The sequence below is a fragment of the Bradyrhizobium tropiciagri genome (assembly GCF_018130505.1).
GTDB lineage: Bacteria > Pseudomonadota > Alphaproteobacteria > Rhizobiales > Xanthobacteraceae > Bradyrhizobium > Bradyrhizobium tropiciagri_B.
On record NZ_JAFCKH010000008.1, the window covers coordinates 191604 to 214147 of the forward strand.

The following is a 22544-nucleotide window of genomic DNA, read 5'->3' on the forward strand; positions in this document are numbered from 1 at the left end:
CTTGTGTGTCGCAGCCGGCCGCTCCGAACGGATCGATTTCCGCGCTAATCTCCCGTCCTCGAGCTACCGCGCGGGGCCGGTCATGGCTTCAAAACTGTCTTCGGGCATTATTGCGCTGCTGTTGCTGGCTGGCGCACTGTCGCTGTTGATCGCAATCCAGCCACCTGCGTGGGTGTTTCTGCTGCTCGGCTCCTTCGCGCTGGCGGCGCTGTACATCGTCGCGAGAACGAAATCGCGCTTTGATCCGCTCGATCCGCGTTTCGGCAGCTGCATCCCCCCGATTCCCCGACCGAAAACCCGCGGCGATGGGCCGAGTCACGACGGCGACGTCTGACCCTCCACAGGCGGACGTGCCTGGGGATGACGTCGCGCTTCGCTCGACTGCGCGCCACCGGCTTGTTAAGCCGCCTCTCCGCAAGGACAGTTTGAGTCGGGGACATGACGGTCGCGATCGAGATGGGAATGACGACGGCCGGCGCCCCGGCGGCCATCGACCTCGAGGAACTGCTCGCCACCCGCCTGCTGGTGCAGGGCAATTCCGGTTCCGGCAAATCTCATCTGCTGCGCCGGCTGCTGGAACAGAGCGCCCGCTGGGTGCAGCAGACCATCATCGACCCCGAAGGCGACTTCGTGACGCTCGCCGAGCGTTTCGGCCATCTCGTCATCGATGCCGAGGACCACACCGAGCGCAGCCTGCAGGCCGCGGGCGAACGCGTGCGCATCCACCGCGTGTCCACCGTGCTCAATCTCGAAGGGCTCGACGCCGAGAACCAGATGCGCCGCGCCGCGGCTTACCTCGGCGGAATGTTCGAAGTCGCCCGCGACCACTGGTATCCGATGCTGGTGGTGGTGGACGAGGCGCAATTGTTCGCGCCGGCGGTCGCGGGCGAAGTGTCCGACGAGGCGCGCAAGCTCTCGCTCGGCGCGATGACGAATCTGATGTGCCGCGGCCGCAAGCGCGGCCTGGCCGGCATCATCGCCACGCAGCGGCTGGCGAAGCTCGCCAAGAATGTCGCGGCCGAAGCGTCCAATTTCCTGATGGGCCGGACCTTCCTCGACATCGACATGGCGCGCGCCGCCGACCTCCTCGGCATGGAGCGGCGGCAAGCGGAAGCGTTCCGCGACCTCGAACGCGGGCAATTCATGGCATTGGGCCCGGCCCTCTCCCGCCGCCCGCTGGGCCTGCGCATCGGTCCGACCGACACGCAGCCGCGCAACGCGGCACCGCGGCTGATGCCGCTGCCGGAAGCGGCGCTGGAAGACGCGCGCGCCATCATCCTGGCGGCGCCGCCGCCCGAGACGACGACAAGGCCGCAGCGCCGGCCGTCACCGGACCTGCTCAACCAGCTGATGGCGGCGGCGAAGCAGCCCGCGCCCGAGGTGCAGGACGAAGCCGCCGAGCAGCCGCTCAGCGCCGAGCAACTGGCGGAGCGGCGCGAGCGGCTCGATCGCATCCTGCGCGCCATCCTGGCCGAGCCCGATGCCGGCTTCCGCGCCATCGGGGTGCTCTATCAGGAATTCGTGGTGCGCTGCCGGATCGAGGGCCTCGGCGCTGTGGTGCCGGAGCTCGCCGATTTCCGCCGCATGCTGACGCGGGCCCGCGCCGGGCTCGGCGCCGACATGGCAGAGGACGACGGCTGGCAGGACGTGCAGCTGCGTGCCGCGATCCTGCCCGACGACATGCAGGGCGTCTTCATGATGATCGCGCGAGCCGCCAAGGAAGGCTGGCCCTGCCCGGGCGATGCGGCGATCGCCCGCGCCTACGGCACGCACTCGCTGCGCCGCGCGCGGCATCTCCTGACCTATATCGAGGACCAGGGCCTGATCGTCTGCCAGCTCGACGGCACCGGCAAGCGCACCGTGACGCTGGTCGAACTGGCCTGGGCCACGGCGGCCAGTGATCCGAATGCCGACGATCTATCGGCGGAGCCCGCCTGCAGCGGCTGATGCTGCGTCACAGCTTCCGGCTGATGGCTTCCGCGATCATGATCGTCGTCACGTTGGTCGGCGCCGAGATGATGTCGGGCATGATCGACGCATCGACGACGTTGAGGCCATCGACGCCGCGCACCGCGCCGGTGCCGTCGACCACTGCGCCGGGATCGCCGTGGCCGCCCATCGGCACCGAGGAGGTCGGATGAGAGTAGCCGTCGACCGAGGCAATCACCGCTTTCTCCAGCGCCGCATCGTCTACGATGCCCCTGCCCGGCGCTATCTCGGATGCGATCATGTCGCTGAACGGCGCCGACGTTCCGATCCGGCGTGACAGGTTCACGGCCTCCATCATCCGCCGTAGGTCGCTTTTCTCCTTGAAGAAATTGAAGCGGATCAGCGGCATCGCGCGCGGATCGCGGCTCGCGAGCCGGATCGATCCGGCCGATTTGGGCAACGTCACCGAACAGGCCAGCACGATCGCGCCGCCGGTCGGGCTCTGCGCGGGATCGAAGATGTGGGTCGCCGAGATGTGCAGGTCGAGCTCATCCGCGGCGGCTTCGCTCGACCTGGTCCAGATGATGGCGCCCGCCACCGGCGTCATCGACCGCACCTCCGGCTTGAGGGCGTAGACGTTGTAGTAGAACGGATGCTCCTTCAGCCGTTCGCCGACCGGCGCGTCGACGACAACGGGAATGCCGAGCTCTTCCAGATGCGACGCGGGCCCGATGCCCGAACGCATCAGGATCGCCGGGCTGCCATAGGCACCGGCCGAGAGGATCACCCGTCCGGCCGCGATGGTGTCTCCGCTCACCAGGCGAACGCCGGTCGCGCGGCGCCCGTCGAAGATGACGCGGTCGACCTCGGCCTCGCTCATGATCGCAAGGTTCGGCCGGCGGCGCACCTCGTCGGTGAGATAGGCCATGCCGGTGTTGATCCGCCGCCCGTCGACGACGTTGAGCGTATAGGGCGAGACGCCATGCTGGTCCGCGCCGTTGAAGTCGGCGACGCGCGGCAAGCCGCACGCTTCCGCGGCGTGCACGAAGGCGCGCATCGACGGCGTGTTCTCCTCCATCGTGCGCTGCCGGATCGGGAACGGGCCGGAGCGGCCGTGCCAGGCATCGTCACCATCAGGCGTGTTCTCCATCGCCTTGTAGATCGGGAGGACGTCGGTGAAGGACCAGCCGTCGAGGCCGTGCGTGGTCCAGCGCGCGAAGTCCGACGGCCGCGCGCGCATCGCGACTGCGGCGTTGATTCCGGAGCTGCCGCCCAAGACCTTGCCGCGCAGCGCGGTCACGTCATGGCCGAGGACGCTATGGTCCTGGGTGTGATAGCCCCAGTCATGCGATGCATCGCCGCCGACGCGGTTGGCATTCGCGATCACGTCGGGATATTGCGCGGGCGCATAGGCCTTGCCCGCCTCCAGCAGAAGCACGCGCCGCCCCGGATCCGCGCTCAGACGATTGGCGAGCACGGCGCCCGCCGAACCGCCGCCGACGATGACGACGTCGAACGACGCGCCCGATGCAATGTCGATTGCCATGACAAATATTCCCTTGGTTGCTGTGTCGACCGCTTCAGGCCCGGTCGAAGGCGTCGCGCAGGAAACCCGCGGCTCGGTCGAGTGCGGCGCGGCTGCTCGCGAGATACGCGACGTCGAGCTGGAAGACGTGATGCATGCCGTCCCAGATCTCGAGCGCCACCGCGACCCCGGCCTGCCGCGCCAGCGCGGCGTACTGCCTGGAATCGTCGAGCAGCCGCTCGTCGGTGCCGACCTGGATCAGCAGCGGCGGCAGTCCGCCCAGCTCGCCATAGAGCGGCGAGGCCAGCGGATCGGACGCGGCCGCGCCGCCGAGATAGTTGCGGGCGCAGTCCTGCAGATAGTCGTAGCCGATCAAGGGATCGACCACGGCCGGGTCGGTCATCGACGCGCCGGTGAAGGCCAGATCGGTCCACGGCGAGAACACCACGCCCGCAACCGGCGCAGCGCCGTGCGGTTTGCGGGCGAGCTGCGCCAGGGTCACCAGCGTGAGACCGCCGCCCGCGGAATCGCCGACGATCGCGATTTGCTCGAAGCCGCTTGAAATCAGCCATCGCCACGCATCGAGGGCCGCGTTCGACGCCGCCGGCAGCGTCGCCTCGGGGGCCAGCGGATAGTCGATGACGAGCGCGGGAATATTGGTGCGGGCGACGATCTGGCTGACGAAGCCGCGATACGCGCTGGCCGAGCCGAGCCCATAGCCACCGCCGTGCAGGAAGAGAATGGCCCGCCGAGACCGGGCCCGCTCGGGGCGAATCCACCAGCCGCGCACGCAGCTCGCGTCGACGGCTTCGAGCGTGACGCCTTCGACGAGCGGGCTCGCGGAGATGAAAGAATCGTAGGTCGCGCGCAGCTCACCGGTCGCATTGTTCCAGAAGCCGGCGAACCGCTCGCGCAGCGCGCGTTCGCGCTCGCGCTCCTCCGCCGAGATCGGGATGAAAATTGTTTCGTCCGTTGCAGGCCTGGTTTCGATATCCGACATGATCATTTTCCGCTGCTGGGCATAGCTGCGCCGATCGCGCGAGACATTTCGCGCGTGGCATGAGAGTTCAATGGTGAGGAGGAGACGCTAAGCCGGGATGCGGCCGAACTTGCCTTCGGCGTAGTAGGCGAGCGTCCGCCGCACGTCGGCTTCGGTCGACATCACCAGCGGCCCGTGCTTGACGAACGGCTCGCGGATCGGCTTCGCCGCAAGCAACACGAAGTGGGACGGCGCATCGGCATGCAGCACGATCTCGGTTTCCGGACCGGCCTCGACCGTGGTCGCGGTCGCCGGATCGAGCGCGCGCTGCGCAGACTCGCAGCGGACCAGCAACTGGCCCGACACCGCGTAGATCCAGGCCTGCCGCCCGGCCGGCAACAGATGCGAGAAGCGGCCGCCATCGAGGAAGCCGTCGAGCATCGTGATCTCCTCGGGCGTGCCTTCGGCGCCGATCACGGTGCCGCTACGGCCGAGCAGCACGCGGACGCGGTGTCCCTGTCCGGCGATGACAGGCACCTCCTCGGCGCGGATGTGCAGCGCGCGCGCCGGCTCCTTCTTGAGGCGGCACGGCAGGTTGACGAAGATCTGCAGCGCATGGGTGCGCGCCCCCTGCTCCGGCCGCTCCTCATGCGCGGCGCCGCTGGCGGCGGCCAGCCAGTACAGATCACCGGGCCGCAGCGCGACATTGTGGCCGAGCGTGTCGCGGTTCAGGAAGCTTCCGGTGGAGTCCTCGAACATCGCGGTCACCGCCGAGATGCCGGCGTGCAGATGCGGATCGAAGGTCGGCGCCGTCATCACGAAGTCGTCGACCATCAGCAGCGGATCCATCCGGCCGCCGAACGCCTCCTCCGAGAAATGATGAGCGGTGAAGCCTGCACCGATCGTGTGCGGGCTCGCGGCGATGATGTCGCCAAGCCGCGCGTCGGTGTCATCGGTGTGCTCGAGGGTGGCTGTCTTCATTGCTATGCTCCAGACGATCTGCGTCTCCGGCGGCAACCTAGAGGCCGAGCACGCCGGTCGAAAAGCCGGCAAATCTGGAACCTAACGTCCAACTGATTGGACGATCTACATCAGCACCGCCTTCGGAAATTCGGCCGCAAGGTGATCGAGGAAGACGCGGACCGACGGCAGCAGGCCCTGCCGGTAGGGAATCAGCGCAGTGATCGTGGAGTCGCCGGCGATCCAGTTCGGCAGCACCCGCCGCAGCGCGCCCGCCTTTACCGCGGCCCGGCAGATGTAGCCGGGCAGCGCCACGATGCCGAGGCCCCTTATCGCGGCCTGCTGCAGGCCGACCATGTCGTCGCTGAGCAGCCGCGGCGTCAGCGGCATCACCACCTCGCTCTTGGCCTGGCGCGCATGCCGCAGCCGCCAGACCGGATCGACGCCGGTCCGCATCATGAACAGCGACGGATGATCGCGCAGGTCCTGCGGCTTCTCCGGCTCGCCGTTCGCATCGAGATAGTCGGCGCCGGCGAACAAGAACCACGGCGCCGGCGCCAGCGTCCGCTGCACCAGGTTGGAATTCGGCAGCGGATCGGAATGCGCCCTGATCGCGACGTCGAAATTCTCGCCGACGATGTCGACGGTGCGATCGACGGCGTGCACGAAGACGTTGACCTTGGGATGCTGCACCAGGAAATCGGCGATGATGTCGGACATCGCGAACTGCATGGTGGCGACGCCGCCGGTGCATCTGATGGTGCCGCTCGGCTCGGCGAGGCGATGGCGGATCGCGGTCTCGGCTAATTCCGCCTCGCGCAGCATCGCCACCGCATGCCGGTAAAACTCCTCGCCCGCATCGGTCATGCCGAACTTTCGCGAGGTGCGGTTGAGCAGGCGGACGCCGAGATTGCTCTCGAGCTGCTGCACGCGATGGCTCAGCGTCGATTTGGGCGTGCGCAAGGTGCGGCTCGCGGCCGTGAAGCCGCCGCGGTCGACCACCTGCACGAACAGGAAGAAATCATTGAGATCCAGCATGGCTCACCCACCGTCCAACCGATTGGACGCTGGGTCCGGATTTAGACGACTTCTCGGCCGATCGTCCAGTGGGTAGGTCTGCCTCGTCGCGACGGAGATCGTGACCGGGCATCCCGCCCGGCCGCTCCGACGTCGGATCGAAACCGGAGGATGCCATGACCCATCACAGCTACGAACCCCTCACCGCCGACAACGCGGCCGTCGTTCTTGCAGACCATCAGATCGGCCTGATGACCGGCGTGCGCGACATTCCGCTCGGCGAGCTGAAGCACAACGTGGTCGCGCTGACCAGGGCCGCGCGGGCGTTGAACGTGCCTGTTGTCGCGACCACGACGGCGCGCGACAGCATGTGGGGACCGACCTTCCCCGAGCTCAAGGAGGCGCTGCACGGCATCGAGATCATCGACCGCTCGTCGGTGAATGCATTCGACGATGCGCGTGTCGCGCGCGCCATCGAGGCCACCGGCCGCAAGAAGCTGATCTTCGCCGGCATCTCCCTCGAAGTCTGCGCCGGCTTCCCCGCGATGACCGCAGTGGCGCGCGGGCTCGACGCCTATGTCGCGGTCGACGCCTGCGGAACCTTCAGCGACACCAAGCGGCAGGTCGGGCTGCTGCGCCTGCAACAGGCCGGCGTCGTGCTGTCCGACTACGCGACATTGATGGTCGAGATCCTCAAGGACAATGGCCGGGCCGAGGCCGGCGCGGTCTACGGCGCGCTCGACATGGACTGGGCGACGCTGGTCGGCCAGATGCGCAACTAGGCCGCGCGGGGCGCTTGGGTGGTGACAAGGGGACACGTCATGAAGGCAAAATCATCTATGGAGCGCCCGGCGCGACAACCGCCGGGCCTGTGGTCCGGGATCGTCGCGAACATGCCCGCGAGCTATTTCGCCATCGTGCTCGGGCTCACCAGTCTCGGGACCGTCTGGCGGGTGGCCGAGCGGGCGTGGCAGCCGCCGAGCTTCGTCGCGGAGTGGATCCACGTCGTCGCCGGCGTTGCGTGGGCCGCGCTGGTCGCCTTCTCGATCGTCAAGACGTTGCTGGCGGGCGCCGGACTGCGTCAGGCGTCACGTAGCGGGCTCCGCTGACTTGCCTGCGTCCGCCCCCGCGAGCCGCAACGCGCCGGGGCGGACGCCGTATTTGCGCATGATCGCCTTGCTCAGCGCGCCCTCCGACGCGTAGCCGACCTCGGCGGCGATGGTCGCGATCGCATCAGCGGTTCCGGCGAGCCGCTTGCGCGCGGTCGCCAGCCGCAGATCGGACAGGAACGTCATCGGCGCAGTGCCGGCGTGTTTTCGAAACGCACGCACCAGCGTCGCACGCGAGGAAATCGCCACATGCGCCATGTCGTCGAGGGTCCAGTCGCGGGCGAGATCGCCCAGCATCGCGAGCACGACGCGGGATGTCGTGCGGTCCCGCAGCAGCGACACCATGCCGTCCGCGGCGGGATTGTCGGTGAGATGGTCGCGCAGCATCATCACGAACAGCGCGCGGGCGAAATCGGCCGCGATGATTTCGGCGCCGGCCTTGCCGCTATCGAGTTCGTCACGGATCTCGGTGAGCAGATGACGAAACCGCTGCAGCAGCGGCTCGTCGGCGGTACGAATGACGATCTCGTCGGGCAGCATTGCGAGCAGCGGATTCTCATCCGGCATTTCGAACACCAGCCGGCCGCAGAGCAGTTCGGTGTCGCTCTGAACGTCCAGCGTTGCACGCTGACGGATGCCGTTTCGTAGCTCGGTCGAGACCTTGCCCGGAGCGCCCGCTGCCCGGCCGCGCACCACGTGGCTGTCGCCGTGCGGCAGCAGCAGGATATCACCGGCGTCCAGCTTCTGTTCGCCGAGACCTGGCCGCTCGACCACGCAGGACCCGCGCGTCACGATGTGGAATTGCGCCGATCCCCTGCCGTTCGGCGCATGCCGCGACTCCCAGTTGCCGCCGAACCTGCAGAAGTCCTCGATCACGGGCCGGATCCTGAGCAACGGCACCATCGCCTCGAGCAGTTGCGCGGCCTCCTGTTCGGACATTCCACCTCCCTTGCCACCTCCTTGCCACCTCCTTGATCCGCCCGGACATCGATTTGCGCCGTGCGGCCATCGTGCGCGGCACGCGGAACGGCCAAAAATAGCTCCGTCAAGGACGGAGACGGAGGCAAAAATGGCAATGCACGATTGGGACAATTATCGCAAGCAGATCGTGGCTGGCGTCAGCGAATTCGGCAAGCTGAGCCCCGACACGGTGAAGGGCTACGCGGCCCTGAGCGGCGCCGGCGCCAAGACGAGCCATTTCGACGCCAAGACGCGCGAGCTGATCGCCCTTGCCGTCGCGATCAGCCTGCGCTGCGACGGCTGCATCACCGTCCACGCCGCGGCCGCCAAGAAGCTTGGCGCGACCGAGGAAGAGCTCGCCGAAGCGCTCGGCGTCGCGGTGTCCGTCAATGCCGGCGCCGCCATCGTCTATTCCACCCGCACCTTCGATGCCTTCCGCGCCGCGCAAGGCGCGTGAGCCGTCGCAGGACTAGAGCCGAGGACACCAGATGATCACCCAGGACGATGATGTCGTTGACCGTGACGGCGCCGGCAAGCGCCGGCTGTCACGCCGAAATTTCATCGCGGCCTCCACGGGGCTCGCGGGAAGCCTCGTTGCCGGCCGGGCGGCGGCGGACTCCCTCGCCGACGTGCCGCCGCGCGAGGTCGGCGCCGACCTCAGCGGCCGCAGCGAGCGATCGCAATATGTGAAGATCTCGCGCATCCCCGAGGCGACGCCGGGCAAGCGCAACATCGATCCGAGCGACGCGATCAATTCCAAGACGCCGCTCGACAAGCTGTTCGGCAGCATCACGCCGTCGGACCTGCATTACGAGCGCAGCCATTCCGGCGTGCCCGATCTCGATCCGGCCAAGCATCGCCTGCTGGTGCACGGCATGGTGAAGAAGCCGCTCGTCTTCAATGTTGAAGACCTCAAGGCGATGCCTTCGATCTCGCGCACGGTGTTCATCGAATGCACCGGCAACGGCTGGGAGAACTGGAAGAAGGCCGATCCCGATCTCACCGTGCAGAACACGCACGGGCTGGTCAGCACCAATGAATGGACCGGCGTTCCGCTGAAATTCATCGTCGACCTGATCGGCAAGGAGCGCGATTCGAACTGGATGCTGGCGGAAGGCGGCGACGCCGCGGGCGTCGCCCGCAGCATCCCGCTCACCGACGAGATCCTGAACGAAGCCTTCATCGCGTATGGCCAGAACGGCGAGCCGCTGCGGCCGGCGCACGGCTTTCCGATGCGGCTCGTGATGCCGGGGTTCGAGGGCAACCTCAACATCAAATGGCTGCGCCGCCTGAAGTTCGGCGACCGGCCCTGGATGACGCGCTGGGAGACCGCGCGCTACACCCAGCTGCAGGCCGACGGCAAGGCCGAGCAATTTCAGCTGCGGATGGACACCAATTCGGTGATCACCTCGCCCTCCGGCACGATGGTCATCAAACCGGGCTATCAGCGCATCACCGGTCTCGCCTGGAGCGGCCACGGCAAGATCACGCGGGTCGAGATCTCGACCGACGGCGCGAAGACCTGGCAGGACGCGCAGCTCAATTCGCCGGCGCTGCCGAAGGCGCAGAGCCGCTTCCAGATGGATTGGGTGTGGGACGGCAAGCCGACCAAGATCGTCAGCCGCTCGACCGACGACAAGGGCAATTTGCAGCCCGACCGCAAATCCTTCATCGCCGTGACCGGCAGCAACGCGCTGTTTCACTACAACGCGCAGCAGACCTGGAGCATCGACGAGACCGGGAGGGTCCGCAATGTCCTCGACTAGCAAGACACTCTTCGCCGCCGCCTTCGCGCTCGCCCTCGCCTCACCGGTGCTGGCCACCGATTTCGGTCGCCCGGCGACGCCGGACGAGATCGCGCTGTGGGACATCGACGTCAGGCCTGACGGCAAGGGATTGCCGGCGGGCAGCGGCACGGTCGCGCACGGCAAGGAGATCTTCGCCGACAATTGCGCGGTGTGTCACGGCGACAACGGCGTCGGCGGCATCAAGGACCGCCTTGCCGGCGGCCAGGGCACGCTCGCCTCGAACGCGCCGGTGAAGACGGTCGGCAGCTACTGGCCCTACGCCACCACGCTGTTCGACTACATCCACCGCGCGATGCCCTACCAGGCGCCCGGCTCGCTCAGCAACGACGACACCTACGCGGTCGCCGCCTACATCCTCAGCCTGAACGGCATCCTGCCGGCGGACGGCAAGCTCGACCGCGACAGCCTGCCGAAGATCAAAATGCCGAACCGCGACGGCTTCGTGCCCGATCCGCATTTCGATCCGGCAAAACTGTTCGAGAAGAAATGACGATGCGATTGTTCAGAACGATCGTCTTCGCACTGATCGCAACGATATCGATGGGAGAATATGCAATGTCGGCAGACGGATTGATCACCCTGCGCAGCGCCTTCGGCCCGCAGCAGACCATGGAGCGGCTCGAGGCCGAGGTGAAGGCCAAGGGCATGACGGTGTTCGCGCACGTCGATCACGCCGCCGGCGCCAGCGCGGCCGGCCTGCCGCTGCGGCCGACCGATCTGTTGATCTTCGGCGCGGCCAAGGGCGGCACGCCGCTGATGCAGGCGGCGCAGACCATCGGCATCGACCTGCCGCTGAAGGCGCTGGTCTGGCAGGACGAAGCCGGCACGACGTTCCTGTCGTACAACGATTCGGCCTACCTCGCCCGCCGGCATGGCATCGAGCAATCCGGCAAGCAAGTCGTCGAGGCGATGTCGGGCGCACTGAAGGCGATCGCGGCGAAGGCGACGACACCCTGACGACGGCTTGATCGGCAGCTTCGAAGGCTGACGCCGCCGGAGTCGCCGGCCCCGCTCCCGTCACGGACAAACCAGCACGGGGATCTTCGCTTCCGCCAGCACCTTGTTCGTCACGCTGCCGATCAGCAGCATCGAGAGCCCGCTGCGTCCGTGCGACGACATGGCGATCAGATCGCAGCCCTTGTCCTTGGCGGCTGCGATGATGGCCTGATGGGGCTGCCCGTTCTCGACCTGGATCGTCTCGCAGGCAACTCCCGCCTCCTTGGCGGCTTTTGCCGCGCTATCCAGCGCCGCCGTAGCCTGCTCCTTGCGGAGCTTCGCATAGGTTGCGACGGCTTCGAGCAGGCGCCCGGTCAGTTCGGAAAGCGGTTCGAGGACGAAGATCACGGAAACCCTGGCGCCGAGGGTCTTCGCCAGCGCCAACCCCTGCTTCAACCCGTGCTCCGCCAGCTCCGACCCATCGGTCGGAATCAGAATATGCCGGTACATGCCTCACCTCCCGATCGTGACGTATCTCGCTCCGTTTCGACGGCAAGCTGGCTCGCCCTTTTCGGAAGTAGTGTTGAGATAGATCAATCGGCCGGCGCGATCGACAACATGCGATCGAAGCCGGGCGGCAGCCACGCCCGTTGATCCAGATCATGGCCGAGGCGCGACCTGTGTCGCCAAATCACCCGGGCAATGCTGGCCGCCATGGACGGGAGCGCAGTGATGTGGGTGCTGATGTACGTGTTCTCCTACTCGCTCAACCCGGCCGCGACGAGCGACAAGTCGGATTGGCGGCTGTTCCCGAACGTGGTGTTTCAGGAGTTCACGACTGAAGAGCGCTGCAGGACCGCCAAGTCCGCGCTCGAAGGCAGCCTGAAAGAGGCAGGAACCAGGCTGCGAAGCGGCCTCGAAGATCTGAAGAGCATCGGCAAGGCCGACCAATCCCAGATCATCATCGCCTACAATGTGGAATGCCTGCCGAAATAGCCGATCGGCGTGCGGCATCCGCAGTCGCTTCGATCCGCTCAGGGCGCGCGGCCATCGCACCCATCAGTTTGCCGCAGCTCACCGCGGAGACTCGCCACGCCCGTTGGTCCAGTCGATGACGACAATCTCGAGGCCGCGCCTCAGCATCTCGCTCTCGAGGTTGTCGGCGTGCCGTTTCCACTCCACCGTCGCCCGGACGCGAAAGCGCGGCTCTTCGCCATTGGCCTGGAATTCATCGTCGGCCTCGAGCGCACCGCGAACGGCCTCGTACATCATCTTCAGGCTCGCGTCGCTGAAGGCGCCGTATTCCATCGCGCGTCTCCCTCGGCGACGCACGCAAGGGATCGCACGGTCGCGATCGCCGCGGCCCGTTGCGTGCGCGCCGGCCGATCCGGCCGGCTGAGTGAGGACCGGCTCCCGCTCGCGAGACCTTGCGACGCGTGAACCGGCCGGCCGGGACTGCCCGGTCGGATCAATACTGATACTGGTACTGCGGGCAGATCATCTGGCCGTACTGATCGTAGTAGCAGCCCTGGTTCCCGTAGTCGCCATAACCATATGCGCCGTACGCGCCGTATGCGCCCGCGGCTGCGGCAGCGCCGACCGCGGCGGCGCCGTAGCCCCAACCCGGCCGATAGTATCCTCCGCCATAGCCGGGGCGCCCGGCGATCGGTCGGCCCGGATATCCCGGACGACCGGCGATCGGGCGACCCGGATATCCCGGACGGCCGGCGATCGGGTGCGAAGGCCGCGGTCCGCCAACCCGATAACCGCCGCCGCCGCGATACCGCGCGCCACCGGCGTGCATCCCGCCGCCGCGCATGCCTCCGCCATGAAAGCCGCCTCCGCCGCCGCCGCGGAAGCCGCCGCCGCCACCTCCGCGGCGGGCATAGGCGTCATCGGGAACGAGGCAGACCGTGGTCAGCACCAGTATTGCCAGTGCGGCAAGGATCGAACGAAGCATGGCGCATCCTCCCTGGCGAACAATTGCGCGAGTAGCAGGCTACCGAGATTGCGACGCAAAAGCTTGACGTAGATCAACGGCAGGGCGGCGGCTTGGACAGCAGCGAGCTACGCATGGCGGGCCGCCGCGCCGGCGGGTATTCTTTCGCCTGCGAGAAAACTGGTGAGCGCCGGCGACGTCAGTCGACGCGAGCATGAAGAGAAGAATTTCAACATGAAAGCGGCAAGGCTTTGTTTCGCTCTCTGCCTCTCTGCCGGCGTTCTCCCCGCTGCCCAGGCTCTCACCTTGGACGAGATCAGGGCCAAGCTGACGGCTGCCGGCTACTCGCAGATCCGCGAGGTTCCGTCCGGAAAGATCAAGACGTTCAAGGCAACCAAGGATGGCACCGAGCGATCGGTCATCGTTGACAGCACCGGGCATTACAGAGAGGTGCGGTAAGCCGCTAGGCGAAGCACAGCCAATACAGCCTGCGCCCTTCGGTCTCCGGCGCGGCGCCATCGCTCACTTCGCTGATGCCGACAAAAAAAGCCTCTGGGCGATCTGCTACGTGGCATGTTCCTTCTTCGTCGCAAGCGCAAACAGCGCCAGAAGCGCGGCCAAACTGAGTGCCGACGTAACTGCAAGCGTATAGCCGCCGAGCGGCGAAATCAGGAACCCGAATACCAGGGGCGCGATAGCCTGAGACAGTCGCGACGGAGCGCCCAGCAGTCCCAGGCGATAGCCGAAATCCTTTGGACCGAATATCGCCAGCGGCAATGTCCCGCGCGCAATTGTCAGGATTCCGTTTCCCGCGCCGTGCAGCAGCGCGAAGATGCCGGCAAAGCCGCCGCCGAACAAGCCGATGACGCAGGCGCCCAGCGGGTGCGTGACGCAGGCCAGTCGCGCGGACCATAGTGGATGAAAGCGGTTCAGCAGGCTCGCTTCGACGATCCTCGCCGCCACCTGCGCCGGGCCGATGAGCGCGCCCGCTGCAATGGCCTGCGCTTGGGTCGCGCCGAGCGACTCCAAGATTCGCGGCAGATGAACCGCCATCGCCGACGTGACGCTCCAGGCTGCTGCGAAGGCAAAGGCGAGCAAGACCATTGCGCGGTCTATTGGAATATGGGGCTTCGGCGCGTCAGCTGTGATCCGATGTTCGCTCTTCAGCTTCGGTATCAGAAGTCCGTTAAGTGGCAAGCAGATCAGAATATGCGCGGCAGCCCAGCCGAAGCAGGTCCAGCGCCAACCGATGGTTGACAGCCCCCACGCACTGAGCGGCCAGCCGATCGTGCTGGCAAATCCTGCGATCAAGGTAATGCCGGTGATCGAGCGGCGCGCGGCGTCGCCGTAAATGCGCCCGAGCGCCGCGAAGGCTGCATCATAGAGGCCGAGGCCCATGCCGACGCCGAGCAGTAGCCAGCTCACGGCCATCAAGATGCCGTCCTGCGACAGCCCGAGCATGATCAGACCGGACGCCAGAATGAGATTGGACGCGCAGAGCACTTCACGCCCACCCATGCGGTCGATCTGGCGCCCAACGCGGGGACCGAGCAGTCCGGATATTACCAGCGCCATCGAAAACGCGGCGAACAGCCAGTTCGTCGATATGCCGAGGTCACGCGCAATCGGGTCGGCGAGAATGGCCGGCAAGTAGTAGCTCGACGCCCAGGCAAGAGTTTGGGTGGTACCGAGCGCGACAATCAGGACGTTATCGGCACGGCGGCTCATCCGGCGCGCGCACCCGGCGTGTTAGGTGAAACTAATTCGCCGTCTTCCTTGACGAATTGACCGATGTCGCTGGCGAGAAGATCAAGGACAGCCTCCGACGGCCGGCACAACTTCACTCCTTTTGGCGAGACCACGATCGGCCGATTGATGAGAATCGGATGCGCCATCATGAAGTCGATCAGTTCGTCGTCGCTCCATTTCGGATTGGCAAGATCGAGCGCGGCATAAGGTGTGCCCTTCTCGCGGAGCAGCGCACGCGGCGTCATGCCCATGGCAGCGATGAGCGAGACAAGTGTGTCGCGCGAGGGAGGGTTCTTGAGATATTCGACGACCTCGGGCTCCTCGCCGCTCTGGCGGATCATTGCCAGGGTGTTGCGCGACGTTCCGCAATCTGAATTATGATAGATCGTTACCGTCATCGGACAGCCTCCTTGGTGGCTTCTGCGCCGCGCAGGAGCCACGTCATGAATGCCAGCGCGACGATGGCTCCTAGAACCTCGGCGGCGATGAATCCCGACAAATCCTGCGCTCGGATGCCGGAAAACGTATTGGTGAATGATCGCGCGATGGCGACGGCCGGGTTGGCGAAGGAAGTGGACGCGGTGAACCAGTATGCGGCGGTGATGTAAAGCCCGACCAGCCATGGAATTGCGGCCGCACGAAACCGGAGGCCACCGATGATCGTTGCGACCAATCCGAACGCGGCAACGAATTCCGCAAACCACTGCGGAAAACCTGTCCTGGCCTTTGCAGAGAACTCCAGTAACGGCAGGCCAAACATGGCATGCGCGACCATTGCACCCAGAATTCCCCCGAGCACCTGCGCCGCGATGTACTGCGCGGCGTGCGGCGGACGGAGGTCGCCCTTCAGCGTGAACACCAGAGTGACTGCCGGATTGAAATGCGCACCGGATATCGGTCCGAACACCGTGATCAGCACCACCAGAATAGCGCCGGTCGGAAGGGTGTTGCCGAGCAGCGCCAAAGCCACGTCCTTGGTCAAGGTCTCAGCCATGATGCCGGAGCCAACGACGGTCGCGACCAGCAACAACGTACCGAGGCCCTCGGCCACAAGGCGCCTTGGCAGGTCGAAGCCGCGCATCAGGCGCGCGCCTTCTTCTTGGCCGTGGAGGGCCGGCACTGGGCATCGGCGAGCGCCGGCGCGCAGATTTCCGGGTGGCCCGCGCAGCAATCCTTCATCAGGAAGGCGATGAGATCGCTCAAGCCGGTGAAGTCCGCCGAGTAGATGATCGAACGCGCCTCGCGACGCGGCACGATCATGCCGGCATGCTCGAGGTCCTTCAGGTGGAAGGAGACGTTGGACGGCGATACTGCGACCGCCTCGGCAATCGCCCCCGCCGCCATTCCATCGGGACCTGCCTGGACCAGCAACCGCACGATCCGCAGCCGCGTTTCCTGCGACAGCGCGGCGAAAGCGGTTCGGGCTTGACGCTCGTCCATGTTTCGATAATCCTACAATTCAACAATCATTGAAATGAGGATAGCAGCCATGAACTCGCTTGCCAATACCCGATCAATCGTCGGCGCATTGCTTCAGGTGGAAGAGCTTTCATCTGCGACGCTCCTCTCCGGCGTTGAGGCGCATCGGGAGAAACCGCTGATCTTCAATTACGACGGCAGGGATATCCGCCCGAGCTACCACGTCACGGAGGTCAAAACCGGCTTCTTCAGGGCGCTCGATTGCGGCGCGAACCCTGAAAGCTGGAGCGAGACCTTCATCCAACTCTGGGACATCGAGGAAGAAAACCGTGGTCACATGCCGGCCGGGAAATTTCTTGCGATCATCCACAAGGTCGACGAGGCCGTCGGATTCGATCCAAAAGCGAAGCTAACCTTTGAGGTGAGCGACGGCGTACGGCCGATGCAAATCTATCGCGCGGAGCACATGGATGTCGGCGATACCGCGATCCGCGTCTATCTGTCGGCGCGTCCGTCGAGTTGCAAGCCCCGCGACCGATGGCTTCAAGAGCAGCAATCATGCTGCGCTCCGACATCCAAGCAACCTTGTTGCGGTTGATGCCGGCGTGGCGGCGGTAGCGGCCTATCCTCCGTATCAAATCGCTACTCGCAAACAAAGCCCGCCTGCGCCCTTCGGGCTTCGGCGCGGCAGCCTTCGCTCACTTCGCTACGATGGATTTTGCCGGCTTGCCCAGCCGCAACTCGCGAAGCGAGCGAAGGCTGGTGGGGGAGGCAGGACTCGAACCTGCGAAGCCATGAGGCGGCTGATTTACAGTCAGCTCCCTTTGCCACTCGGGACACTCCCCCGTCCAACAGCATCAGACCGGCCGCGCGAGTGGCGGCGGACCGGGTCATCGAAATGACGCTGATAACCGCGAAGGCCCGGTTCGGGTGCGCGGTCGGGCGCGTTTATGGGGGAAGCGACCGGTCAAAGTCAACCAAGCACGCCCCCAATTTGCCGGTTAAATTGCCATTCCGTGACAACAGTGACACAAGCCTCACATGAGCGATCGCGACCGCAAACCCAATTTCCGAAGCAAGGGCGGTAAACCCTTCCAGAAAGGGCCGAAATCGGGCCGCCCGCCGGCCTGGCGGGAGCGCGATTCGGGTTCCGACGGGCCGGTGATTCTTTATGGCTGGCACACGGTGTCGGCGGCGCTCGCCAACCCGGACCGCCAGATCCGCAAGCTTTACCTCACCGAGAACGCCGCCAAGCGGCTCGCCGACGAGAATATCGCAACCCGCGTCAGCCCGGAGATCGTGCGCCCCGGCGACCTCGATCGCCGGCTCACCCCGGATGCCGTGCACCAGGGCCTGCTGGCGGAGGCCGAGCCCCTGCCCTCGCCCGATATCGACACGCTGGCGATGGAGGGCATCGTGCTGGTGCTCGACCAGATCACCGATCCGCACAATGTCGGCGCCATCCTGCGCTCGGCCGCGGCGTTCGCGGTGAAGGCGATCGTCACCACCGCGCGCCACAGCCCGGAGGCGACCGGCGTGCTGGCGAAATCCGCCTCCGGCGCGCTCGAGTTGGTGCCCATGGTCACCGTGCAGAACCTGGCGCGGGCGCTGAACGAGCTCAACGACCGCGGCTTCCAGACCGTCGGGCTCGACAGCGAAGGCAGCGAGGATCTCGGCAAGGTCGCCTTGCAGCAGCCGCTGGCGCTGGTGCTCGGCGCCGAAGGCAAGGGCCTGCGGCAGCTGACCCGCGAGACCTGTCGCGTCGTGGCGCGGCTCGACATGCCCGGCGAGATCAAGAGCCTCAACGTCTCCAACGCTGCCGTGCTCGCGCTCTATATCGGCAGCAGCCGGCTCGGGCTGATGGGATAGCGCTCGGTCCGGCGACCGCCGCCACGGCTCCGTCATGACACGTGGAAACGTCGGGTGCGGAAGTCCGGTGTCTCTGGCGCGAACGCCGCAAGCCGAATTACGGCGCGCTCAGCGGCCCCCATTCCATGTTGGCGATCTTGCCGTCTGCATCAAAGTGCAGCACCGCGGTCGTCAAGCCACGGGGCGTCACGAACGATATCGACGTACCGTGCGAGGCCGGCTGGATATCGCGAAGTTCGGACGGAACGCAGTCGTCCAAAAAACGCTCCTGCCAGAACGCCCGCAACCGCGCCCTGCTCGCGATGGTTTCGCTCACGCAGCACTTGCAATAAACGACAGCGCTATCGGCGTGCATGCTCACGATAGCTTCAAGGTCGGCCGCTCGGTAGGCGTCGAGCCAATCAATGGCGGCGGCCATAGGATCAAAGGACATATTCCTCACCTGACTCTTTCTTGTCAGATGAGAGTTAGAACGACTCGTCTGCCATGAATATGGCCGCGATGACCCGTAGAAACACGGTCGGTTCTCAAAAAATGCACCGACCGAGAGGCATCTGAATCTATTTCGGAATAATGGAAGAGTACCGCTGAGTTGCCCGACGTGTCAAGTGGCCGTGTCGAACATTTGCCGTTCGAACATCGGCGACCGCCATCGGCTACTTTGCATGGGGTTGTTTTCGCGGTTTTGGCGGCGCGCCTCCGCGAGAGCTCCCGACCCCGGCGGATCGCCTTCATCGCGCAAAGCAAAACGCCCGCTCGCAGGCTGCGAACGGGCGCTGGTTGTTCGCGATCGTGCGATCAATAGTAGCGGCGCAGCACGGGGCCGTAGCGGTGCGGCGCGTAGCTGTGGCGATAGCCGTAGGCGCGATAGCCGTAGGCGCGATAGCCGTAGTGCTGGCGGTAGGGCCGATAGTGGGCGCGGTAGCCGTAATGGCGATAGCCATAGTTGCGGTAGCCGTAATACGGGCGGGCATAGCCCTCGCGGTAGTACGGACGCGGCGCCCAGTTGCCTGGACCGGTGTAGGTCGGGCCCTGGTTGACGTAGTAGTACTGCTGCGCCGGGCTGGCGTAGTAGCGGTCCGGATCGGGCAGACGCTCGACCGCGGCATAGCCGCCACCGTAGCCCCAGCCGCCGCCACAACCGCCGCAGCCGCCATAGCCGTACGCCGGCGCGGAATAGACCGGCGGCGCGCAGAGGTCGAAGCCGCACGCCATCGCGGGCGCGCTCGCCATCACGGCCACGGCCGCGATCAGTCCGGTAATCAATTGACGCATTACTCTCTCCTGTCGGTGTTTGTCGTCGCGTATTCTTGTTGTTGGCTGCTAGGGACCGCGAGGCCGCGGAATGGGACGCGGCGGCGGCCGCGGACCGTTGAACTCCGGCGCGTAGATCACCGGCGGCGGATCGACGGGGACGTTGGACTGCGCCGGCAGCGGCGCCGAATGCGCCGACCACGATTCATGATAGCTCTCGGCCGGCTGCGGCAGGCGGCGGTTGGCCGGCGGCTCGATCTCGAGCCGGCCGTAGCCCGGCTTGCGGCCGAGGGTCGGATAATAGTGGCCGACATTCGGCACCGGATCGATATAGCGGCCGCCATAGATGGTGGGCACCATCGACTCGTTGCGGGCAAGGCCCATCGCGCTCTCGACCACCGCATAGGTGGCGTCGACGCCGTTGATGATGATCGTCATGCCGGGGCGCACGGGCACGACGATGTCAAAGCCGCCGCCGGCCAGCGCCTGCGACGTCGTCGCGGCCAGTATCGCCAGTGCAAGGCGTGCGCGCATGTTGACCCATCGTCCCGATTGTTCCGGCCGGCAGTTTAATGGAACGCCGTGGCGCAAGGGTTAAGGAAGCCTGCCAAACTGCCGGTAAGCCTAACGCGCAAGCCTCGGCGGCCGGTCAATTGCCCGGAACGGGATCAGGAATCGTTAACGCCGGGAGGTCGCGGCTGCGCGTCAGGTGAAGGCGTTCTCGATGATCGAATGGATGCCGATCGCGATGGTGACGGCGCCGACCGCGACCTGCAGCGCGCGATTGGCCCAGGTCAGCCAGCGCGCCGAGGCCGCCAGCGGCACCGCGATCACGCTGGACAGCGCGCCCATGCCGATCATCGAGCCGATGCCGAACAGCGCGACATAGCCGAGCCCGATCACCGGGCTCGGCGCCTGCGACACCGTCAGCACCAGCAGCGCAGCCGAACCCGCCATGCCGTGCATCAGGCCGACCAGCAGCGTGCGCCAGCGGAAGCCGTGCGCATGCGCATGCGGCGCACGGGCGTGCGGCACGGTTTCGCCGGCGTGGCTGTGGGCGTGGAAGTGCGATGCGCCGTCGCCGTGCGAATGGGCGTGGAAGTGCACGCGGTCGCGCCACAGCCGCCACCACACATGCGCACCGAGCCCGACCAGCATGATGCCGACCGCGGTCTCGATCGGCTGCGCCACGGTATCCGGGATCGCATGTCCGAGCAGGATAGCGGCGCCGGCGAACACGAACAGTGTCAGCGTGTGGCCGAGGCCCCAGGTCAGTCCGTGCTTGACGATGTCGGTGACGTTGCTGCGGCGCGCGGCGATGCTGGAGACGGCGGCGATGTGGTCCGGCTCGAGCGCATGCTGCATGCCGAGCAGAAAACCGAGACTCAAGATTGCGAACATTGATCCCCTGCGCACCCCAAATCGCTGCGCCCCATGTGACAGCGGATCAGACACCAGATCGCCGGTCTTGTCAGCGATCATGCCAAATCGCGTCAAGCTCGAACGAAGCGGAACATCACACCGGTTTGAACACGCGGCAAGCGGCGGCAGGAACGGGTGCGGCACGGCACGATTAGCCCTGCACCACGACAAGAGGAGACCTCGCATGACGCAACTCAGGATGTTCGCCGCCGCCGCGCTCGTCGCCTCGGCCTTCGTTACCCCAGTGATGGCGCAGCAGAGCATCGGCACCCCGGCGCGCTGCTCGAACAGCTATCCCGACCGGAACTGCCAGACCATGCGCCCGGCGGCCGCCGGCACCACCGTCGAGCAGCGCACGTCGCGACGCGATCGCGACTGGCAGGGCAGCTACAACCGCTATGACGGCCCGGTCGGTGCCGCGGCCGGCGTGGTCGGCGGCGCAGTCGGCACGGCGGCGGCGATCGCCACCGCCCCGCTCGCCGCCACCGAAGCTCCGATCGGCGGCACCGAGTATGCCCGCCGGAACGGCTTCGTCTGCACCCCCGGCACCTGGTTCCGCGGCTCCGACGGCCTCCAGCATCCCTGCCAGTAAGGCATGCCTCGCGTGCCCAAAGAAACGGCGGCCTCACGGCCACCGTTTGCTTTGGCTCGGCCCCACGAGAGGTGACGGGCATTCCCGTCCCTTCTGGTTCTGGCCCTCGCCCGCCAAGTCTGCTATGCGAGCGCGCAATCCCATACAGTCGCCGGCTTAGCTCAGCGGTAGAGCAGCAGTTTTGTAAACTGAAGGTCGGGGGTTCAATCCCCTCAGCCGGCACCATGGTTTTTGCGCCGTGCCGTGTTCGCAATTTTGGGCTGCCCCCAGCTTTTGCGGATTGTTTCTGTCATTACCCCCAAAACTGTGTATTCTGGCGTGGGGTGGACTCAAACGATGACCTATTTGATCCTTGCCCGGGATGGCACCAGCCGGATCGTGCTGAAGCGCGACAGCGAAGACGCGGCCGAGAAGAAGGCGCGTGAGCTGAAAGAAATGGGCTGGTTCGAGGTCGAGGTCCGCGAGGACCAGGCACCTGGTGCCATGCCAGCGGCGACCGGGAGTGGAATGCAGAGCCTTCAATAAGCCTGCGCGGTGATGCCCGATCGGGGGCCTCTGCAAGGCGCGAGGGCGGCTGGCGCGTGATGATGCCCCATCCTTCAGCGACAACCATGCGACCGGCCCGCCGGACGGCTTGTCGATCCCAGCAACTGTATGGTCAAAGGAATTTTCGCCGGAGCACGTCCCCGGCGTATTGCTGAGATTGCGAGGACAACGGCATGCGGCTCGACACTCGAACGATCCTGATCGCGCTGGTCATCTTCAACGTGATTGCCATCGGCATGTCGGAAGTGCAGCGGCGCGCGCTGGTCGAAAACTCGCTGTCGTCGCAGACCGAATTCGCCCGGCAGGCCGCCGAATGGAGCAAGCAGCAGGCCGACGTCCTGGTCAGGACTTCGGCACAACTCGACGAGCTTACCGCGCGGGTCAACAAGATCGAGATCCAGACTCTCGCGTCCGGGGAAGCGGACCGGAGGACCCAGGAAATCTATGACCGCGTGCTGGACATGCAGAAGACGCTCGCGGAATGGAAGGCGTCCGGTCCTGCCGGTGAGCATCGCCGCTGACCACCCTCCT

31 protein-coding genes and 2 tRNA genes are annotated in these 22544 nt (G+C 66.0%); 16 read left to right on the forward strand and 17 right to left on the reverse strand.

What is annotated here, in order from left to right; all coding sequences use genetic code 11:
• Nucleotides 1–82: 82 nt before the first annotated feature.
• Together JQ633_RS21325 and JQ633_RS21330 are read left to right on the forward strand one after the other, a co-directional pair.
• Nucleotides 83–334: a hypothetical protein gene (locus JQ633_RS21325; protein ID WP_211987272.1), complete on the forward strand. Its 252-nt coding sequence runs from the start codon at nucleotides 83–85 to the stop codon at nucleotides 332–334.
• Between the two features lie 104 nt (nucleotides 335–438).
• Nucleotides 439–1947, forward strand: a complete 1509-nt coding sequence (locus tag JQ633_RS21330) for an ATP-binding protein (RefSeq protein WP_211987039.1) — start codon at nucleotides 439–441, stop codon at nucleotides 1945–1947.
• Nucleotides 1948–1954: 7 nt separating this feature from the next.
• Here the strand turns inward: JQ633_RS21330 and JQ633_RS21335 are convergent, their stop codons facing one another.
• From JQ633_RS21335 to JQ633_RS21350, 4 genes are all read right to left on the reverse strand, one after another.
• The gene (locus JQ633_RS21335; protein WP_211987040.1) at nucleotides 1955–3475 is read right to left on the reverse strand and encodes a GMC family oxidoreductase; all 1521 of its coding nucleotides are present in this window, start codon (nucleotides 3473–3475) and stop codon (nucleotides 1955–1957) included.
• Between the two features lie 34 nt (nucleotides 3476–3509).
• Nucleotides 3510–4454 (reverse strand): alpha/beta hydrolase, encoded by a 945-nt coding sequence (locus JQ633_RS21340; RefSeq protein WP_211987041.1) that lies wholly within the window; start codon nucleotides 4452–4454, stop codon nucleotides 3510–3512.
• A gap of 87 nt (nucleotides 4455–4541) precedes the next feature.
• Nucleotides 4542–5414, reverse strand: coding sequence for a pirin family protein (locus tag JQ633_RS21345; protein ID WP_211987042.1), 873 nt, complete (start codon nucleotides 5412–5414; stop codon nucleotides 4542–4544).
• A gap of 105 nt (nucleotides 5415–5519) precedes the next feature.
• Nucleotides 5520–6431: a LysR substrate-binding domain-containing protein gene (locus tag JQ633_RS21350; RefSeq protein WP_211987043.1), complete on the reverse strand. Its 912-nt coding sequence runs from the start codon at nucleotides 6429–6431 to the stop codon at nucleotides 5520–5522.
• A gap of 155 nt (nucleotides 6432–6586) precedes the next feature.
• Between JQ633_RS21350 and JQ633_RS21355 the strand changes: the two genes are divergently transcribed.
• Entirely contained in the window at nucleotides 6587–7192 is a 606-nt protein-coding gene (locus JQ633_RS21355) for an isochorismatase family protein (RefSeq protein ID WP_211987044.1), read from the forward strand.
• A gap of 111 nt (nucleotides 7193–7303) precedes the next feature.
• The gene (locus tag JQ633_RS21360; protein WP_211987045.1) at nucleotides 7304–7519 is read left to right on the forward strand and encodes a hypothetical protein; all 216 of its coding nucleotides are present in this window, start codon (nucleotides 7304–7306) and stop codon (nucleotides 7517–7519) included.
• Here the strand turns inward: JQ633_RS21360 and JQ633_RS21365 are convergent.
• Nucleotides 7499–8458, reverse strand: a complete 960-nt coding sequence (locus JQ633_RS21365; protein WP_211987046.1) for an AraC family transcriptional regulator — start codon at nucleotides 8456–8458, stop codon at nucleotides 7499–7501. The two genes, JQ633_RS21360 and JQ633_RS21365, sit on opposite strands and share 21 nt — an antisense overlap.
• A gap of 130 nt (nucleotides 8459–8588) precedes the next feature.
• On the opposite strand from JQ633_RS21365, the gene JQ633_RS21370 reads away from it, so the two are divergent.
• From JQ633_RS21370 to JQ633_RS21385, 4 genes are all read left to right on the forward strand, one after another.
• Entirely contained in the window at nucleotides 8589–8936 is a 348-nt protein-coding gene (locus JQ633_RS21370) for a carboxymuconolactone decarboxylase family protein (RefSeq protein ID WP_211987047.1), read from the forward strand.
• A gap of 31 nt (nucleotides 8937–8967) precedes the next feature.
• On the forward strand, nucleotides 8968–10245 hold the full coding sequence (soxC, locus tag JQ633_RS21375) for a sulfite dehydrogenase (RefSeq protein ID WP_211987048.1): 1278 nt from the start codon (nucleotides 8968–8970) through the stop codon (nucleotides 10243–10245).
• On the forward strand, nucleotides 10232–10777 hold the full coding sequence (locus JQ633_RS21380; protein WP_211987049.1) for a c-type cytochrome: 546 nt from the start codon (nucleotides 10232–10234) through the stop codon (nucleotides 10775–10777). The genes soxC and JQ633_RS21380 overlap by 14 nt, the downstream gene beginning before the upstream one ends.
• Nucleotides 10778–10842: 65 nt before the next feature.
• Nucleotides 10843–11244 (forward strand): DUF302 domain-containing protein, encoded by a 402-nt coding sequence (locus JQ633_RS21385; protein WP_211987050.1) that lies wholly within the window; start codon nucleotides 10843–10845, stop codon nucleotides 11242–11244.
• Nucleotides 11245–11304: 60 nt separating this feature from the next.
• On the opposite strand, the gene JQ633_RS21390 is transcribed toward JQ633_RS21385, so the two are convergent.
• Nucleotides 11305–11733: a universal stress protein gene (locus JQ633_RS21390; RefSeq protein ID WP_211987051.1), complete on the reverse strand. Its 429-nt coding sequence runs from the start codon at nucleotides 11731–11733 to the stop codon at nucleotides 11305–11307.
• A gap of 204 nt (nucleotides 11734–11937) precedes the next feature.
• On the opposite strand from JQ633_RS21390, the gene JQ633_RS21395 reads away from it, so the two are divergent.
• A complete protein-coding gene (locus JQ633_RS21395) occupies nucleotides 11938–12219 on the forward strand; it encodes a hypothetical protein (protein WP_249159518.1) in 282 nt (93 codons plus the stop codon).
• A 78-nt stretch (nucleotides 12220–12297) separates the two neighbouring features.
• Here JQ633_RS21395 and JQ633_RS21400 read toward each other — a convergent pair whose 3' ends face one another.
• Together JQ633_RS21400 and JQ633_RS21405 are read right to left on the reverse strand one after the other, a co-directional pair.
• Nucleotides 12298–12531, reverse strand: coding sequence for a hypothetical protein (locus JQ633_RS21400; protein WP_211987052.1), 234 nt, complete (start codon nucleotides 12529–12531; stop codon nucleotides 12298–12300).
• Nucleotides 12532–12691: 160 nt separating this feature from the next.
• Nucleotides 12692–13183 (reverse strand): hypothetical protein, encoded by a 492-nt coding sequence (locus JQ633_RS21405; RefSeq protein ID WP_211987053.1) that lies wholly within the window; start codon nucleotides 13181–13183, stop codon nucleotides 12692–12694.
• Between the two features lie 162 nt (nucleotides 13184–13345).
• On the opposite strand from JQ633_RS21405, the gene JQ633_RS21410 reads away from it, so the two are divergent.
• Entirely contained in the window at nucleotides 13346–13621 is a 276-nt protein-coding gene (locus JQ633_RS21410) for a hypothetical protein (RefSeq protein WP_211987054.1), read from the forward strand.
• 105 nt (nucleotides 13622–13726) lie between these two features.
• Here JQ633_RS21410 and JQ633_RS21415 read toward each other — a convergent pair whose 3' ends face one another.
• The 4 genes from JQ633_RS21415 to JQ633_RS21430 are packed head-to-tail and all read right to left on the reverse strand — an operon-like array spanning nucleotide 13727 to nucleotide 16351.
• On the reverse strand, nucleotides 13727–14890 hold the full coding sequence (locus JQ633_RS21415) for an MFS transporter (protein ID WP_211987055.1): 1164 nt from the start codon (nucleotides 14888–14890) through the stop codon (nucleotides 13727–13729).
• Nucleotides 14887–15309 (reverse strand): arsenate reductase (glutaredoxin), encoded by a 423-nt coding sequence (gene arsC / locus JQ633_RS21420; RefSeq protein WP_211987056.1) that lies wholly within the window; start codon nucleotides 15307–15309, stop codon nucleotides 14887–14889. Before arsC ends, JQ633_RS21415 begins: the two co-directional genes overlap by 4 nt.
• Nucleotides 15306–15992, reverse strand: a complete 687-nt coding sequence (locus tag JQ633_RS21425) for an aquaporin (RefSeq protein WP_211987057.1) — start codon at nucleotides 15990–15992, stop codon at nucleotides 15306–15308. The genes arsC and JQ633_RS21425 overlap by 4 nt, the downstream gene beginning before the upstream one ends.
• On the reverse strand, nucleotides 15992–16351 hold the full coding sequence (locus tag JQ633_RS21430; protein WP_211987058.1) for an ArsR/SmtB family transcription factor: 360 nt from the start codon (nucleotides 16349–16351) through the stop codon (nucleotides 15992–15994). Before JQ633_RS21430 ends, JQ633_RS21425 begins: the two co-directional genes overlap by 1 nt.
• A 49-nt stretch (nucleotides 16352–16400) precedes the next feature.
• Here JQ633_RS21430 and JQ633_RS21435 point away from each other — a divergent pair, with 49 nt between their 5' ends.
• A complete protein-coding gene (locus JQ633_RS21435) occupies nucleotides 16401–16928 on the forward strand; it encodes a DUF6428 family protein (RefSeq protein ID WP_211987059.1) in 528 nt (175 codons plus the stop codon).
• A 162-nt stretch (nucleotides 16929–17090) separates the two neighbouring features.
• Here JQ633_RS21435 and JQ633_RS21440 read toward each other — a convergent pair.
• Nucleotides 17091–17176: transfer RNA gene (locus JQ633_RS21440), tRNA-Tyr, on the reverse strand.
• 195 nt (nucleotides 17177–17371) lie between these two features.
• On the opposite strand from JQ633_RS21440, the gene rlmB reads away from it, so the two are divergent.
• Entirely contained in the window at nucleotides 17372–18199 is an 828-nt protein-coding gene (gene rlmB, locus JQ633_RS21445; protein WP_211987060.1) for a 23S rRNA (guanosine(2251)-2'-O)-methyltransferase RlmB, read from the forward strand.
• 97 nt (nucleotides 18200–18296) lie between these two features.
• Here the strand turns inward: rlmB and JQ633_RS21450 are convergent, their stop codons facing one another.
• The 4 genes from JQ633_RS21450 to JQ633_RS21465 form a co-directional block, all read right to left on the reverse strand.
• Nucleotides 18297–18632, reverse strand: coding sequence for a nuclear transport factor 2 family protein (locus tag JQ633_RS21450; protein WP_211987061.1), 336 nt, complete (start codon nucleotides 18630–18632; stop codon nucleotides 18297–18299).
• Nucleotides 18633–18997: 365 nt separating this feature from the next.
• The gene (locus tag JQ633_RS21455) at nucleotides 18998–19474 is read right to left on the reverse strand and encodes a hypothetical protein (protein ID WP_211987062.1); all 477 of its coding nucleotides are present in this window, start codon (nucleotides 19472–19474) and stop codon (nucleotides 18998–19000) included.
• Nucleotides 19475–19522: 48 nt separating this feature from the next.
• Complete coding sequence (locus tag JQ633_RS21460; RefSeq protein ID WP_211987063.1) at nucleotides 19523–19987, reverse strand: hypothetical protein; 465 nt, start codon at nucleotides 19985–19987, stop codon at nucleotides 19523–19525.
• Nucleotides 19988–20158: 171 nt separating this feature from the next.
• On the reverse strand, nucleotides 20159–20854 hold the full coding sequence (locus JQ633_RS21465) for an urease accessory protein (RefSeq protein WP_211987064.1): 696 nt from the start codon (nucleotides 20852–20854) through the stop codon (nucleotides 20159–20161).
• A gap of 205 nt (nucleotides 20855–21059) precedes the next feature.
• Here JQ633_RS21465 and JQ633_RS21470 point away from each other — a divergent pair, with 205 nt between their 5' ends.
• The 4 genes from JQ633_RS21470 (at nucleotide 21060) to JQ633_RS21485 (ending at nucleotide 22534) form a co-directional block, all read left to right on the forward strand.
• Nucleotides 21060–21467 (forward strand): hypothetical protein, encoded by a 408-nt coding sequence (locus JQ633_RS21470; protein ID WP_249159519.1) that lies wholly within the window; start codon nucleotides 21060–21062, stop codon nucleotides 21465–21467.
• Nucleotides 21468–21617: 150 nt separating this feature from the next.
• Nucleotides 21618–21692, forward strand: a tRNA-Thr gene (locus tag JQ633_RS21475).
• 111 nt (nucleotides 21693–21803) lie between these two features.
• Entirely contained in the window at nucleotides 21804–21992 is a 189-nt protein-coding gene (locus JQ633_RS21480; protein WP_211987065.1) for a hypothetical protein, read from the forward strand.
• A gap of 194 nt (nucleotides 21993–22186) precedes the next feature.
• Nucleotides 22187–22534, forward strand: coding sequence for a hypothetical protein (locus JQ633_RS21485; RefSeq protein WP_211987066.1), 348 nt, complete (start codon nucleotides 22187–22189; stop codon nucleotides 22532–22534).
• Nucleotides 22535–22544 lie beyond the last annotated feature (10 nt).